Source organism: Paenibacillus sp. Paensp38 (assembly GCF_059491915.1).
On the sequence record NZ_CP168516.1, the window covers coordinates 4,755,957 to 4,772,557 of the forward strand.

The 16,601-nt window shown below is 44.8% G+C and carries 12 protein-coding genes; 4 read left to right on the forward strand and 8 right to left on the reverse strand.

Translation table 11 applies throughout. The annotated features are described in order from the left end of the window. Positions 1-151: 151 nt before the first annotated feature. From ACEN8J_RS21050 to ACEN8J_RS21060, 3 genes are all read right to left on the reverse strand, one after another. Entirely contained in the window at positions 152-970 is an 819-nt protein-coding gene (locus ACEN8J_RS21050) for an alpha/beta fold hydrolase (protein ID WP_069010160.1), read from the reverse strand. A gap of 229 nt (positions 971-1,199) precedes the next feature. Beyond that, positions 1,200-2,138: a YwqG family protein gene (locus ACEN8J_RS21055; protein WP_340931174.1), complete on the reverse strand. Its 939-nt coding sequence runs from the start codon at positions 2,136-2,138 to the stop codon at positions 1,200-1,202. A 153-nt stretch (positions 2,139-2,291) separates the two neighbouring features. Next, on the reverse strand, positions 2,292-3,185 hold the full coding sequence (locus tag ACEN8J_RS21060; protein WP_029516915.1) for an AraC family transcriptional regulator: 894 nt from the start codon (positions 3,183-3,185) through the stop codon (positions 2,292-2,294). Between the two features lie 130 nt (positions 3,186-3,315). Between ACEN8J_RS21060 and ACEN8J_RS21065 the strand changes: the two genes are divergently transcribed. Continuing rightward, positions 3,316-5,574, forward strand: a complete 2,259-nt coding sequence (locus tag ACEN8J_RS21065) for a beta-L-arabinofuranosidase domain-containing protein (protein ID WP_495593922.1) — start codon at positions 3,316-3,318, stop codon at positions 5,572-5,574. Positions 5,575-5,734: 160 nt separating this feature from the next. On the opposite strand, the gene ACEN8J_RS21070 is transcribed toward ACEN8J_RS21065, so the two are convergent. Both ACEN8J_RS21070 and ACEN8J_RS21075 read right to left on the reverse strand, forming a co-directional pair. After that, a complete protein-coding gene (locus ACEN8J_RS21070; RefSeq protein WP_495593923.1) occupies positions 5,735-6,883 on the reverse strand; it encodes an RDD family protein in 1,149 nt (382 codons plus the stop codon). After that, entirely contained in the window at positions 6,867-7,733 is an 867-nt protein-coding gene (locus tag ACEN8J_RS21075) for a LysR family transcriptional regulator (RefSeq protein WP_340953758.1), read from the reverse strand. The genes ACEN8J_RS21070 and ACEN8J_RS21075 overlap by 17 nt, the downstream gene beginning before the upstream one ends. A 135-nt stretch (positions 7,734-7,868) precedes the next feature. On the opposite strand from ACEN8J_RS21075, the gene ACEN8J_RS21080 reads away from it, so the two are divergent. Beyond that, positions 7,869-8,858: a zinc-binding dehydrogenase gene (locus ACEN8J_RS21080; protein WP_495593924.1), complete on the forward strand. Its 990-nt coding sequence runs from the start codon at positions 7,869-7,871 to the stop codon at positions 8,856-8,858. 87 nt (positions 8,859-8,945) lie between these two features. Here ACEN8J_RS21080 and ACEN8J_RS21085 read toward each other — a convergent pair whose 3' ends face one another. The 3 genes from ACEN8J_RS21085 to ACEN8J_RS21095 all read right to left on the reverse strand — a co-directional run bounded on the left by ACEN8J_RS21085 (position 8,946) and on the right by ACEN8J_RS21095 (position 13,954). Then, entirely contained in the window at positions 8,946-10,337 is a 1,392-nt protein-coding gene (locus tag ACEN8J_RS21085; RefSeq protein ID WP_069010166.1) for an MATE family efflux transporter, read from the reverse strand. 275 nt (positions 10,338-10,612) lie between these two features. Next, the gene (locus ACEN8J_RS21090; RefSeq protein ID WP_029516920.1) at positions 10,613-11,983 is read right to left on the reverse strand and encodes a glycoside-pentoside-hexuronide (GPH):cation symporter; all 1,371 of its coding nucleotides are present in this window, start codon (positions 11,981-11,983) and stop codon (positions 10,613-10,615) included. Between the two features lie 27 nt (positions 11,984-12,010). After that, positions 12,011-13,954, reverse strand: coding sequence for a glycoside hydrolase family 127 protein (locus tag ACEN8J_RS21095; protein ID WP_495593925.1), 1,944 nt, complete (start codon positions 13,952-13,954; stop codon positions 12,011-12,013). A 193-nt stretch (positions 13,955-14,147) separates the two neighbouring features. On the opposite strand from ACEN8J_RS21095, the gene ACEN8J_RS21100 reads away from it, so the two are divergent. Together ACEN8J_RS21100 and ACEN8J_RS21105 are read left to right on the forward strand one after the other, a co-directional pair. Further along, positions 14,148-15,023, forward strand: a complete 876-nt coding sequence (locus tag ACEN8J_RS21100) for a helix-turn-helix transcriptional regulator (RefSeq protein ID WP_209949919.1) — start codon at positions 14,148-14,150, stop codon at positions 15,021-15,023. 110 nt (positions 15,024-15,133) lie between these two features. After that, the gene (locus ACEN8J_RS21105) at positions 15,134-16,531 is read left to right on the forward strand and encodes a phytase (protein ID WP_495593926.1); all 1,398 of its coding nucleotides are present in this window, start codon (positions 15,134-15,136) and stop codon (positions 16,529-16,531) included. Positions 16,532-16,601 lie beyond the last annotated feature (70 nt).

Sequence of the window (16,601 nt, forward strand, 5' to 3'; positions counted from 1 at the left end):
ACAAAAGCCCTTCCGCTGCTTCCCTGATGGAAAGCCAGAAGGGCCTTTGCATTTTATCATTCCAATCATACTGTCAGCAGAAAATAAAGTCCTAGGTTGTCGTTGTTTCATTGAATCAACGTTTCCCGTTAGTTCATGGATTAATATACAACTAAAATCCAAACTCTGTTACTCTTTCAAGCCACTCACGCATAAGTGACTCAAATAATAGAGCCTGTTCAATCTGAAGATTATGCCCTGCTCGATCTAAAACGGCGAAGGTTGCTCTAGGATAATTATCTAAAATTCTAAAAGCATCTATGTAACCAACGACTGCATCTTGTCGCCCAAGAGTAAATACTGTTGGTTTATCAAAAACTAATTTATCTATATTGGTGGAAAACCCATAGTTTCTTTGAATCTTGCTAAGAAAACCGTAGTCAGCGATCTTACAACCTGCCACTATCTCTTCAGAATACCTTTTCCAATTATATTCATTGAGAACGACTTGATTTGCGCTAAAATCACTTATTTGCTCTTCACTTAAGGTGCCCATAAACTCGCGATCACAATGAACAACAAAATGCTCGGGCAGTATTCTTCTTTTGTGTTCAGGAATAATTAATGGACAAATCAGAGCAGCTCCACCAATACGATCTTTATGTCTATTAATTATTCCCCTTGTAATATATCCACCGTACGATTCGCCTGCTATGAGATAATCCTCGTTTGGGACAAGAGTTTCAATAAAATTTATAACTGCTTCTAGCATATCATCTGAATTACATATTTGATCGTAATCCTTTGTTTGTCCCATTCCAGGCAGGTCAAGATAGATACGACGCCAATCGGAATTACCTTCAAATATCGGTTCCATGCACCCACTCATTAACCGATGGTCTGGTGTAAAACCATGAATCATTATAATCGGTTTGCCTTTACCAATTTCCTCGTAATATATATTGGCATTCTTGACTTTACAATATGGCATACAGACCCTCCAAAATTGAGTTATTTATAAAATTCTTACACCAAAGAAGAATCTACATTGTTTTATCAAAAAAAACAGATCTCCGGTTCGTTTTGATTATATACTCATATATAACACATGTAAAGAACGCTTGTTCCCTTTTCTTATTTCTAGAGTTAAACTAACCTGCCCGTGAGCTGAATGAAGCAACGTCCGTCTAATACTTTATTTTCCCAGTCTAGAACTTTAGCTAGCTCGTAGCCAGATTGACATACGTTCGCGTGAAATCAAGGTTCTTCAAGTCCCTTTGATCTATAAAAAACTCCAAATACCCCGCGTCCCACCAGCACATACCAACCTCGTCCAAAGAAGAGACCGAGAGCAGAACATGCCAATTTTCCGAAGCCTGATCGTGCTTTTCCCGATTCGTTTGATATTCTTGTAGCTGAGGCAGCACTTCGGATCGTAAATGCTCCGCATAATCCGTACTCCCCCTATGCGTAGCTTGCTCGATTTCCTTATGAATCTGACTCTCACTCTTATGCCAGTTAAACAGAAGACCCTCAAGCCCGTTTCGGCGTAGATAAGCATCCCGCCGGGTGTTCCCTGCAAAAGATTGATGCTGCCCCCACACCGTGTCACTTTGTTCACATACAAGCTCATACAGCTCTTCGTACTGATCTACAAGAATATCTCCTAGCTCACCCTCCGACCGAATGGTAATAATCGGCTGAAAGGAAATCGCATAGGCGGTGAAATCTCGTTGCTCTGCCGAAACCTCTACGCACCCAGCGGGCGGTAATGTTTTCTGCAAAGCGCTGCTGTCACCGTTATAGTAAAAGATTTTATGGTCAATATCATAGGCGGGCTCATCCAGCCCAAGAAAAAAGTATAGTATGCCCTGATGAGGCAATCCCTCAAATGGTGAAAAAGGCAGCTCACTCAAATTAATTTGAGCAATAAACGTATAATATTCCCCGTCTAAATTACAAGGCCACTCTATCGTGGGTGGCAGATCTGGATAGCCGGCGATCCGACTATTTCCAATGTGTTCGTAGTTTTCCTCATGCTCCACATGAAATTGTATAGCAGATTGAGCTTCCTGATGAATCTCTTCTTTTAAATCTTCATCCAGTGAATACCCTTCCAGTATTCGAGTCAGTTCATCCTTTAATGGTGGTTGTAGCATCTCGCTCGCCCCTTTTTCATCAAGTAATAACATAGCCTGCAACCATTTAAACCCTTCCCTCAGATTACCATATTAAGTGATTCCGTCAATTGACCAAATACTGCACCAGTTGCCCCCTATGGACGGTCGCACCCAACTTTTAGTAGAAATGCACTAGACATTGTTCATAAATGTTTTGTGATAGGCATTCCGGTATTGGGAAGGAGTCATGTGGGCTCTCTTTTTGAACAAACGCATAAAATACTTCTCATCGGTATATCCGGCCTCTTCGGCAACCTGCTTAATGCTCATATCTGTACGGGAAATCAACTCTTTGGCTTTGTTGATACGAATACTGTGAATGAACTCCAAGGGGCGCATACCTGTGTTTTGCTTGAACAAACGAGAGATATAATCCTTGTTATAATTGAATTTTCGAGCTAAATCCGTCACGGTCAGCGGCTCTTCGGCATGAATTCGGGTCCACTCAATAATTTTGTTAAAACTCACATTCCCCTGTGAATGAGCAGGATTGGAAAGCAAGCGGCTAAGCGCCAGTTCTGATATCTCGATCAGCAGCGAGGTGAACAAATAATTGGCACTGTGATACGTAAGATAATGTGAGTTGGCTACATGCAAAATCTGATTGACGATAATATGAATCCGATCCCCGTTGTCTGCCTGTACACATTGCGGTAAATAGATATCCCGCATCTTGCCATGACGCTGCAAAAGTCCATTCATAGCACTTGTTTCCTGCTTCATTTCCTCATTAGATAGTACATTCGGGGTCGCGGGAACATCGAAATGAAACCAATAAAATTTTACACCCGGCAACGATTCCCGGTATCCTTTATGCGTACGACCGGGGTAAAGCAATAGAATATCTCCCTCGCCTACTTCAAAATCCTCCCGTTCCTCTCGTATATATACCGTCTCTTGGACACCCAGGATCAGCTCAAAATTATCAATGGAGCGACTCATATGCTTCCAAGGCACCTCGGAAACAAACTCGCCTGCGGAGATCAGTTGGATTGGAGCATCTACATTTACTTTTAGATAGGTCATGTTATCGCCTCTTTAGATTCATGTTCGGATTTGTCCACCCATTGTATGGTTAAGCTACTGACATACCGCGATTCCAATGCTAATGTAGTGGAGAAATATACACTTTCATCTTAGCTAAGGAGCGATGATTTTGAAAGCTAAAGCTTTTGACTTGCATAAAGTAAGAATTGATTCCGGCCCACTTTTACATGCGATGGAACTGAATACGGCCTACCTGCTGAGCTTGGAACCCGACCGTTTATTATCGCGCTTTCGTGAATATGCGGGACTGGAGCCCAAAGCGGCTCACTATGAAGGCTGGGAAGCGCGTGGCATCAGCGGACATACACTCGGTCACTACCTGTCCGGCTGTGCACTGATGTTTGCCTCCACAGGCGACGAAAGACTGTTGGAACGCGTGAACTATGTAGTCGACGAACTGGAGATATGCCAAAACAGTCATGGAAACGGATACATTTCCGGCATTCCACGTGGGAAAGAGATTTTTGAGGAAGTAAAAGCCGGAGATATCCGCTCCCAGGGCTTTGATCTGAACGGTGGCTGGGTGCCGCTATATACCATGCACAAACTTTTTGCGGGCTTGCGTGATGCCCATCTGCTGGCGCATCATCCCAAGGCCCTGTCTATAGAAATCAAACTCGGCAACTGGCTGGAGGATGTACTTCAAGGACTGGACGATGATCAGGTGCAGCAGGTGCTGCATTGCGAGTTTGGCGGTATGAACGAGGTGCTGACCGATCTGGCGGAACATTCGGGAGAAGAACGCTTTTTGAGTCTGGCGGAACGCTTTTATCACGGAGAGGTGTTAAATGATCTCGCAGATAGCCAAGATACGTTGGCAGGGCGACATGCCAATACGCAAATCCCCAAAATCATTGGCGCTGCACGGCAATTTGAAATGACGGGGAAACCGCAATATGCGGACCTATCTCGCTTTTTCTGGGATCGGGTGGTTCACAAGCATTCCTACGTGATCGGCGGCAATAGTTATAATGAACATTTCGGTGAACCTGGCAAGCTGAATGACCGTTTGGGCGAAGGTACCTGTGAAACTTGTAACACCTACAATATGCTGAAATTAACAAGACATATGTTCGAGTGGGACGCCTATGCAGCCTATGCCGACTACTATGAACGAGCGATGTTCAATCATATTCTAGCTTCACAGCAGCCTGTAGATGGACGTGTGTGCTATTTTGTATCGCTGGAAATGGGAGGACACAAGTCCTTTAATTCTCAATATGAGGATTTCACATGCTGTGTCGGGTCCGGTATGGAAAGTCACTCCATGTACGGCACTGCAATTTATTTTCACACGCCAGAAGCGATCTATGTCAATCAATATGTCCCTTCTACTGTGACATGGGACGAGATGGGCGTACAGCTCAAACAAGACACTCTCTTTCCGCAAAATGGACGGGGAACGCTGCGCGTTATCAGCAAGCAGCCCAAATCCTTCGCAATCAAGCTAAGATGCCCGCACTGGGCGGAGCAAGGGATGCTGATTAAAATCAACGGGGAAGAGTGCGTCACAGAGGCCTGTCCTACCAGCTACGTTGTAATGGAACGGGAATGGAGCAATGGGGATACGATCGAGTACGATATTCCTATGACCGTGAGAGTCGAGGAAATGCCGGATAATCCACACCGAATTGCTTTTATGTACGGCCCGCTTGTACTGGCTGGGGACCTTGGCCCTGTTGAACAGGAGTCCAACGAGGAACGTCTGCTTGCGTCTGTTCTGATCGGATCGACCGATTCCCTGACAACGAAGCTGATTGCTGACGGGAACGAGCCTAATACATTCCATATGACCGACTTAGGCTATATCGGAGACTTGCAGCTTCGTCCGTTTTATCAGATGTATGATCGTTCATATACCGTCTATTGGGATCTCTTTTCCAAGGACGAATGGACAGCAACCGAGGCAGAATATCGTACCGCGTTAGCGTATCAGCTAGAGCTGGAACGACTTACAGTGGACGTTGTGCAGCCTGCCGAAATGCAGCCTGAACGGGATCATGCCTTTACTGGAGAGCATGTAGGTCTAGGGTCCATCTATAACCGCAAATATCGCGATACCTGGCCTGGGGGCTGGTTCTCTTTTGTCATGAAGGTGCTTCCGGATGAGCCTGTCCAATTGGCGGTTACTTATTTGAAGGACTTGAGCCGTCCCCATAGTGAGTTTGACATCACTGCGGATGGCCTGATTTTAGGGGAAGGCAAGCTGGAGTCTGAGGAAATGAATAAATTCGAAACGTTCGTCTATGAGCTTCCTCTATCTGTGACGAACCACAAGAATGAAGTTACGATTCAATTCAAGGCCCATCCACAAGGCAAAGTGGCGAAAGTAGCTGGATTACGAGTGATTAGACACTCTATTGTATGATCAAATTATCTATATAAATCTACTATTCCGCCTACTGCGTTTTGATGTTCGTTTTTTAAAGGAAGTTTATAAAACAACAAGCAGACGCTTCTATAAGCTGTCTGCTTGTTCCACTTACTTCCTTATAACTTCGATTCATCGTCATTGCTTCATGTTCACTTCACAGCATGTTCATTTCGCGGAAACTGTCTCTAATCTTGCGCAGCTCTTGCTGTGCTCGACCATAGCGGGAAGCGTAGGTCCAAGCAAGCACTTGATGATAATGCGAAGGTGTTTCAATCGTGGTCACGTTATACATGGCCAGATTCCCATCTATTTTTCCTTTTAGGGTAAACTCAATGGCAGGATATCCGTTCACCACCATATCTGAAGCGGTCCCCAATTCAGGGTCCGTAATTCCTGACACCAAATGATCCTCAATGATTCCTTTATATTCTTGAAGAGTCATACTGCTGTCAAAATCGCTTTTCGGTTCAGACAATACAATCAGATATCTTTCGGTAAATTCATTTTTAATGGCGATGTCCGCATCCTCATTAATCCTATTATCTCGTGACCAATTCCAGGGAGCCGTAACCGCAAACTGGCTATCCTTACTGGTAAATACCTCAGGCTTCATGATTTGCGTAATGAGCATAGAAATTAAAGATACAGCAAAAACCATTGAAATGATCGTCGTCAGGATGATTGCTCCTGCAATAATCCCGGTTTTCTTTCTGCCCACCTTTCCCAAATCCCTTACCTTAACCACATATGTATTCGCAGCCATATCTCCAATCCGTTGTTTCCGAGGTGTCACCAGCACACATATACCGGCGGGCAGTCCCATGAAAAGCAGCGGATTCGTATCCACCAGATGTATGAGAGTGCGGATCAAGGATTTAACCATGCCTGGCGGCCTTCCTTCTCCATTCACAACCTGAATACGAAGTACAAACTTGCCCAGCGTATAGCCTGTAAGTCCTTCCAGTAACAGATAATAGCAGAAGGAACCGATCAGGAAGAGCATCACTACCATACCCATATTTGGGGTTTCCGCTTCAGCTACTTTTTCCGTTGTAAAATATACCAGCCCTCCGTACCCAAAGACGATAAGAATGAAGTCAATCATCCAAGCCGCCCATCTTCTGAAAAAAATAGAGGCACCGTATGTTTCTGATAATACTGCCATCTTATCCGGTTCTCGTCGCTGATAACCGCCATTCCTCACAAATTCTCCCGGAGCTACTGTAGATGGATTTTTCAATAAATTAGGTTCTTCCAAATGATACACCCCTGATGTCAATTTAATCCTAGTTAAGTATAGCATCCTTTTTCATCCAATGGAGCAAGCCTGACAGTGCACTGGAGTAAACCGAATCCCGCCGATGAACAAACCACACCTCTAATTTACGATATTCCTCAGGTAAACGATGAGAAGCAATACTTCCCGTCTCCTCTGCCTTTGCAATCGACGATTGTGGCAACATGGACACTCCCAAACCAGAGGCTACTCCACCCAAAATGACTTCCAAGGTTCCGAATTCCATAATCTGATACGCATCCACACCTGCATCGCTCAGAAAACTTTCCGCTCTTGCCCGATGTGTGCAGCCTACATCGAAGAACAGCATAGGCTTGGCAAGCAACTTGCTCATATCACTTTCTCCCGGTTCCGAAATAAGCACCAACTCCTCTTCAAACGCCGCAACATGCTCTATATGCGGATCATCGACGGGGCCATAGACGAACGCTCCATCTAATTCGTAATTTAATACCTTTTGTACGAGATCATGGGTGCTGCCTGTCATAAGCGATAGATGGACATCAGGATATTGAGCGTGATATTCCATCAATAAAGAGGTCAGATGCGTAACCGCCGCCGTCTCAATCGAGCCTAGTCGCAAAGGTCCCGCGGGCTGGTCTGAATATTGAGTGGACTTTACAGCCTCGTCCAGCAAGGTCAGTATGGTATCCGCATATTTCAGCAGATTCTCTCCTGCTGGCGTTAACGTCATTCCCCGGTTAGATCGGCGAAATAGCGGTACGTTCAATTGTGCCTCAAGCTGCTGAATCCGCGAAGTCACATTGGACTGTACATAATTCAAAACTTGCGCAGCCTTCGTGATACTGCCCTCGCGAGCGACGGCCCGAAAAATTTTCAAATCACTGCTTTCCATGTATACGTCACCTGCTTGGTATGATCATTTGTGATACTCACGTTCGATTTTGTTCATTTTACCGGATGCTTGCCGCTCTGTACAATTCAATATACATGCAATTGCATCTAAATTCGCACCACGGGAGGTTTTAAAATGAAAGCCGTGATACATGCCAGCAAAAACGGCCCTGAGGGTCTGATGTATACAGACGTTACGGACAGACAGCCAGGGAACGATGAGGTGAGGGTAAAACTCAAAGCCGCAGGCTTGAACCATCGAGACTTATTCCTCATGGCAGATCGAGCTGCCAACGATGCTCCACTCATTCTCGGATCCGATGGAGCAGGTGTGATCGAGGCTGTGGGTGCTGGCGTCCCAACCTCGCTGGTAGGCACCGATGTAATGATCAATCCCTGTATCGGATGGGAGAATACGCATCATGTTCCCTTGGTTCCAGCCATTCTGGGCGGACCCTCGGATGGGACATTCGCTGAATCGGTTATCATCCCCGTCCAAAATGCCGTCAGTAAACCAGCATACCTTTCATGGGAAGAAGCAGGGGTACTGCCTTTGTCTGCTTTGACCGCTTACCGCGCGCTCTTCACAAGAGGCCAATTGCAGGAGGGTGAGCACGTCCTCATTCCCGGTATTGGCGGTGGTGTAGCCACGTATGCCATGCTTATGGCTTTAGCGGTAGGTGCACGGGTCAGCGTCACATCACGCAGCGAAGCAAAGAGGCAGGCTGCCCTCGCCCATGGCGCTAATCATGCATTCGACAGCCATAGCGGATGGAAAGAAAATATGAACGGAGACACCGTGGATCTGGTCCTTGACAGTATCGGTCCTGCTACGTTCGATAAATATTTGGATGTCCTCAAGCCAAACGGTCGGATTATTACATTTGGCGCAAGCTCAGGAGATCAAGTAGAGATTCCACTGCGGTCTATATTTTTTCCTCAAATCAGCATCATCGGCACCTCTATGGGTAGTGGCGAGGAATTCGCAGCTATGCTTCAGTTCATGGAGCACCATGCACTCCATCCGATTATAGATAGCGTATTTCCTCTACAAGACACAACGCAAGCCTTCAACCGTATGCAGCAGGGAGCGCAGTTAGGCAATATAGGGATCAGCATAGGGTAAGGAGCCTGAATGAAGTATTAGGAAGAAAAAAATCCACTACTGTAAAATGCCTTCATCCAGAAGTCAATTTTATGGTAGTGGACCTATTTAGTCGATCAAACGATGCTGGACCCATTTGTTGCCCCGGAAGCGCCAAAGGAAAACGAGTCCCCGCACGCCCCATTCAATATCCATAGCCAACCAGACACCAACAATCCCCAAGTTGAACACAATGCCCAAAATATACCCGAGCACCACCCGACACAACCACATGGACAGCATTGAGGTGAGGGACGTAAATTTTGAATCACCTGCTGCCCTTAGTGCAGAGGGTGTGATAAAGGCAATGGACCAGAGCGGAATCTGGGCCAACGTATTAATCAGTATGACAACAAATATGTCATCTACGATTTCGGCAGGCGGATGAAACAGCCCCACCATCGGCTCAAACAAAGGCATCAGGATTAATCCCATTACAATAAACGAACAAGACGACAGCCAAATAAACGATTTGGTAAACTTGCGTGCATCCTCGACATTTCGACGTCCCATGCATTGACCGACCACGGTTACAATCGTAAGAGCCAAAGCATTCGCAGGGATTTGGAACACGTTAGCTAGGGATGAGCAAATGGCATTCGTCGCCAACGCATTGGTTCCCAGACTCACAATGAAAATTTGGGTTAAAATTTTCCCCCCATTAAAAAACATCTGCTCCGCTGCAAAGGGAAGCCCGATAAACAAAATCTTTTTAAGCATGGCCAGATTAAAGTAAAGCATATCTCTAAGCTGAACACGCAAGTCATCATCTACCCTGACCAAATAGATCAGCGCGCACACTGCTCCTGCATATCTGGACACATTGACGGCAATCGTCATGCCCAGCACACCCATATCCAATACATTAATGAATACCACATTGAGGAGCACGTACGAGAGGTTCATGATGAGAGAAAGAGCCAGCGATGCCCTCGTCTTCCCGATCCCCCTCAGCGCTCCACACACCGCCTCAACGATTGCAATCCCCACAAAAGACATACAACTTCCCAGTAGATATACCTTACCGTTAGCTAATACATCAGGCGAGGCGGAACCAAACAGAACACTCAAAATCGGATTGTACAACACGATCATAAACAAACTGATACATAAGGCCAGCAAGGAAACGGAGGAAATGGTACCGGATGCGGCTTTAGAAACCATGAGGTCGTTACCGCTCCCCTTATACTGTGCCACGACAACCGTTCCCCCGGTAGACACTGCGACAAACACATTAATCAGAAAAATATTCAAAGAATCAATCATATTTACGGCACTGACTGCCGCCATCCCCGACGAGCTAATCATGGCCGTGTTCACCAAATTAAGACCCACGATAAAAGCCTGATCAATCAGCAGCGGGATAAACAGCGCAATCATCTGTCGATAATCAATAGACTCTCCTGAAAAATGCTTATTCAGAAAGCCATGTGTTCTCATCCTTACACTCAGTTGACTCATATCATCACATTCTTTTTCTCAAATTGAAAAAAACCCTTCAACAGAAGAGCCTTCATGGCGAAAAAATGTATAAAGTTGCAAGGCTAGATGTGTCTAGTTCTTGATTCTGTACACTTTTCTCTACATAGAAGTATTGCTCCAAAAGAAAATCCTGTCAATGGTCTTGCTCACATTTGAATAGAAAATAACAGAAAAACCTGCTCAGCTCAGTGAACAGGTTTTGCAGCAGTATTATAATGCCTTAATATGTCATTAAAACCTTGTTAAAAGAATGTCTATGATCTTCTCGCAATCAAATCTTGTTGAATAGAAGCTTCATTCTTTTCGAATTTTTTATAAAAAAACATAGGAATGATCCCGATCAAGAAGATGATAAATGGCAGCCAGATAAAGCTGAACTGAATGCCAGACAACGCCGTAGGGGTTTGAACTTGCCCAGCGATGTAACCGGTGCTGCCCATAATCCATGCTGGCAATAATCCGCCAATTCCGCTACCCGCTTTAATACAGAATGCGCTTCCAATAGAGGTCAGGAAGCCACTTGCCCGAATACCATTTTTCCATTCCCCATAATCGACTGTATCTGACAACATCGCAAACGGCATAGAACATGCAAAGCCTGATCCTAACGCACCAATAATCCAGCCGATAATAATGAGAGTTAAGTCTGTACTTCCCATTAAAATCACGACTTGACCCAGCGCAGCTAATATCAATCCGATAATCATAATCGCATTTTTACTTAATTTTCTGGCAAAAAACGGAATCAGAACCATCGAGATCAACTGTAAGGAGGTCAGTCCATTGATTAAAGGTACTAAGTCCTTACTGTCCAGATTGTATTGCAGATAAAAGATGAGCGTTGCTGAACGAATATTCAAACCGATCCAGTAACACAAGTTGGCAGCTACAACGAGCATCCAGGGCCAGTTTCGTTTGATCGCTGTGAAGCTTTTGGCAATGGGAACGGACTTCGTTTTCACTGCTGCATTTTCTCGCAAATCGGCAAACGCTATGAAAAACATAATAATCGCCATGATTCCAAATAAAACAAGCGTTAAGGAAAATCCTTTTTGATCATTCCCCTGTCCAAAGAAAGCAACCAAAGGTAACGTAAACGTCGTGGCGATGAAGAAGCCCACATTCCCCCCTACCATGCGGAAGGAGTTCAAGACGACGCGTTCATTAGAATTGGTGCTCAGGTTAGGCAGAATAGACGTAATCGGCGTACTAATTCCTGTGTACAGGATGCCGGCTATGATATACGTAATGGCGGCATATGCAATTTTGCCCGACTCACTCCAATTGGGCGTCGTAAACGTAAGGACCATGAACACAGCGAACGGGATTGCTAACCATAGAAAATAGGGTCTGCTCTGGCCGTATTTTGACTTCGTTCGATCAATCAGGATGCCCCAAATCGGGGCATCAATAGCATCAATAAAACGGGTGATAAATAGTAATGTCCCGGCAATCCCGATAGAAAGACCGAATACATCTGTATAAAAATATAATAGATAACTGGAAATGACACAGTACAACAGATTGCCGGCCGTATCCGTTAATGAATAGCTGATTTTACGATGAAAAGGAACGGTACTGGTTGCCTTTTCCGGTGGTTCTGTACTCACAATTCTCGTACTCATGATCTTTCCTCTCCCCATGCGAATGAATTATGATTCATAAACCCATACACGCATTTCCCCTTTAGCCCGATTGCACCAGGCGTAGTAAGGAATGGCGGTAATTTGTTGAGGAACAAATTCAGGGGGCTCCGAGCTGTATAATGCATTCGAATTTTTTACCCGGTGTCCCTCTATGGTCAGCTTTACAATGCCACCCAGCAGGTTTCCGCTGAACTCTTCCGTAATAAGACTATCCTTCGTCAATCTTAATCCTGCCAAATTCGCTCCATTATCCACTTCTTCCAGGCAAAACACGACTGGTCCGCGTTGGAGAGCAATTTGCTGCTGGTTCATGGAGACCAGCGGATTGCTCCGAATGCGCTCAACTGGCATAGCCAAATGCAGAGTTACCACATCTCCGTCCTTCCAAGTACGCTGAATCTCGATATAGCCTTTTTCCAGACGATCTAATGATATGGTTTCCCCATTCACCTTTACCTCTGCCTGCTTGCACCACCCTGGAATTCGCAGTGCCCATTTAAAGGGAGTTGGCTCTGTTACATGGATCGAAAAGGTTAGATCCGCATCCCATGGATAATGATGAGTTTGTGTAATTTCAACCTCATGACCAGATAAAGTCATGTTCACCTTGCTGGCAATGTACAGATGCGTATACAACGTATCGTCCGTTTGGGTGTACATATTGTCCTCAACCGATGCAATCATTCGTGCCAAATTGGGCGGACAGCAGGCGCAGAAAAACCATTTTTGCCGTTCTGTTTTTACATGCTCTTGATCTTTTCTGGATTTTTGAAAGGGATTAACCTCCAACGGATTCACGTAGAAAAATCGTTTCCCGTCCAGGTCCATCCCACTAATCGTCCCGTTGTATAGCGCACGCTCCAGCACATCGGCATATTTCCGGTTCGGCGCTAAGCGCAACATACGATTGGCCCAAAAGGCCAGCCCTACAGAGGCGCAAGTCTCACAGTACATGCTGTCATTAGGAAGATCGTGATGGCAAGTGAACGCTTCCGCGTTTACAGTAGAACCGATCCCTGCGGTGATGTACATTTTGTGATTCGTGACATCATCCCACAGCGTTTCACAGGCTTGTAACAGGGAAGCATCCCCTGTTTTCGCGGCCAAGTCCGCCATCGCAATATACAGGTACACCGCTCTTACTGCATGGCCGACTGCCTCTTTTTGTTCCCGCACAGGTTGGTGTGCTTGCTGGTATTCGAAGCCTAAACCAAAATTAATGTTGTTCTCATCATTCCAGGTGGGCTCTGTTTGAATATGTTTTCTCTGTTCTTGTTCCTCTGCAAAGTAAATAGGATGCTGTCCCCGCTGTTCAATAAAATATTGCGCTAATTTGAGATATTGATCCTTTGCAGTTACGTCGTATAATTTGATCAAGGCCAACTCAATTTCTTCATGTCCCGGGTAGCCTTTCCGTTTCCCTTCTTCCGTACCAAAAACCTGCTGAATCAGGTCTACGTATTTCTCCATAATGTGAAGAAACTTCGTTTTGCCCGTCGTTTCATAATAAGCAACAGCCGCTTCTATAAAATGCCCTGCACAATACAGCTCATGATTGTCTCTTAGGTTCGTCCAGCGATTATTGGGTTCCTTAAGCAGATAGTACGTATTCAGATACCCATCCTCAGCTTGAGCTCTGCCCAACAATTCAATCACTTCATCAGCCCGCTCTTCAAGCGCAGGATTCGGATGATCCCTTAAGCTAAAGGCAACCGTCTCCAGCCACTTGGCAAGATCACTGTCCTGAAAAACAGTTCCATAATACTCCCCACTGGATTCCCCGGCTGCAATCCTAAAGTTTTCAATCGCATGACTGGGTTCTGTATCTGGTAATTCATCATTTAATGCTTTCCACTGATAAGGAATAACCTCTTCCGCCACAACCTGCTTATACTTTTTCCAAAATAAATCGTCAACGATGACATGCTTAACTGGCTTTGCCGTTTTCATTGGATAAACATCCCTTCCTGTAAATAGAACGCTTTCATTTTTTGAAAAATAAGGATAAAGTATTGATAATATCGTACAAGCTAACCTGAGTTCCCCTTGCTACAGTCCTTATTTTATCAACCTGAATTTATAAAAAAAATCGCGATCTTTAACTAAAACTTATACGATTTCACACACAAAGGAGCTGGCTTCCATGAGCAAAACAGACTTTCTATCATTCCTTGTCCCTCCGCTGCCTTATTTCATTGAGGGGAATTTTACTACATATCAAAAAGGAGATTGGCATCCAAATAGGTATAATCTGGGTTATTTTGACGTAATAATCATTAAAGAAGGGTTGCTGCACATTGGCGAAGAGGACGAAGTGTGGAAGGTAACTGAAAATTACGCTCTCATTCTTGAACCGGATAAACATCATTTTCCCATTGAGGCATGTACAGAACAAACCTCCTTTTACTGGTTCCATTTTCAAACCAATAGCATGTGGTGCGCACAATCCTCGTCCAATCCTATTATACCCAGCACTCCCATTCCCGAGCTGCATTTTCATTCAGAACATACGACCATTCATTTGCCTAAAATTCAAAAAGTGGTGAATCCACATGAGCTATTTTCGAAATTAGACTATTTACTAGCCTCTACTTTAAAACCTAGAAAACTGGCACTATGGGAGGCCCAACAGACGTTTGTGAATGTTTTCCAGAGTTTGGAGTATGATCAGAATAATAAAGACAGCTCCTCTAAGTTGGCGGAACAGATCGAAATATACCTAAAACAGAATTACAAGAATACGATCACCAATAAGGATTTGGAAGCCCATTTTCACGTACATCAGAATTATCTTGCTAGATGTATGAAAGTCGCCTTCCAGCGCACACCGCTTGAGTATTTAATGGATTATCGCCTGGATCAAGGACGCAGTCTTTTGCTGCAAACTGACTGGTCTGTCCAACAAATTACGGAGGAAACGGGATTCTCCCAAGCAAGCTATTTCTCCAAATGCTTTAAAGAAAAATTCGGAATGTCTCCAAAGAATTATAGACAACAATACTGGAAACCAGTTCATTGAATGCTTACACCTCCTTTACACTCTCTTTACATTTTCATTGTATCCTTTTGATATTCTCGCTTTATACTGAGTCGGTTATATCATTTTCACTTCAGCAAAGGGGCATACATATGAAGTCAACTAAACTCGCATTATTAGCCATGTTAACAGGGGTTCTGATATCACCAGAACTGACCCATGCGGCAAACATTCAGCCGTCCGGGTATGCACCACTACGAACACAGGCAGATAAAATGGGGGCGACCATTACATGGGATAGTGATGACCAGTCTGTTTTGGTCAAACTGAAAAATGGCATTGTCGGAACCTTTACAGTGGGTGAGAAGGAATATCGTCTAGCTGGACTAACCGGAAAAGCGGACCAGGAAATTAAGATGATGAATGGAACTGTATATCTTCCTACAAAACTTCTTACAGCGCTTGAAGCAGAGAACAGCAAATATGCAGATCCTAAGGACGCAGTCCCCACCTATAAAGTGATCCCTTCTGCTGAAACAGAAGCTGTGGAGGATGGAGAAGACGCAGCCGACGACCCTGCAATCTGGCTCAACCCGGCCGATCCAGAGAAAAGTAGAATTTTAGCAACCAATAAAGGCGGCGGGATTTTAGTCTATGATCTGGAAGGCAAGCAACTGCAAAACATGAAGGTTGGAAAAATGAATAACGTGGATCTTCGTTACGGTTTCACCTTGGGTGGAAAAAAAATAGATATCGCAGGGGCGACCAATCGAACCAACAACACGATCGATATCTTTGCCATTGACGGTGCATCAGGAAAGCTGACCAACGTGGTTGGCAAACCTATTAAAGCATCTATGAAAGAAGTATACGGATTCAGCCTATACCATAGCCTCAAGACAGATAAATTTTACGCGCTCGTTTTGGGCAAAGAGGGTGAATTTGAACAATATGAGCTGACTGACGACGGAAGCGGCAAAATTGCAGGTAAGCTTGTCCGCCAGTTCAAGCTGAATACGCAATCCGAAGGCATGGTTGCTGATGATGAATATGGCACGATCTACATCGCTGAAGAGGATTACGCTATTTGGAAGTATAGTGCCGAGCCAGACGGTTCAACCGAGCCGCTGCGACGTGTGGATATTGCAGATGGGCGCAGACTTCACGATGACATAGAGGGACTTACATTGTATTACGGTAAAGATGGCAAAGGATATCTTATGGCCTCCAGCCAAGGAAACAGTAGCTATGCGATCTATGAACGACAAGGCGACAATGCATATATAAGCAACTTCACGATCAGCGCAAGCCCTACCGTTGATGGTACATCTGTCACAGATGGTATTGATGTTCTTGGCTACGGATTAGGTAGGAATTTCCCTCATGGTATCTTCGTTGCACAAGATGACGAAAATCTTCAAAACGGCAAAAAGTTAAATCAGAACTTTAAAATGGTGCCTTGGGAGCGAATCGCTACGGGAGCCCCTACCCCGCTAACGATAGACGATGGCATCAACCCGCGTGAATTGGTAAACAGAAGCACGCAGTAATGCCTGCCAGGGGAAATTGACTCAACATTCCGACTCTATTCATAGAAAAAAGGGGTGTCCTAAAAGCCAT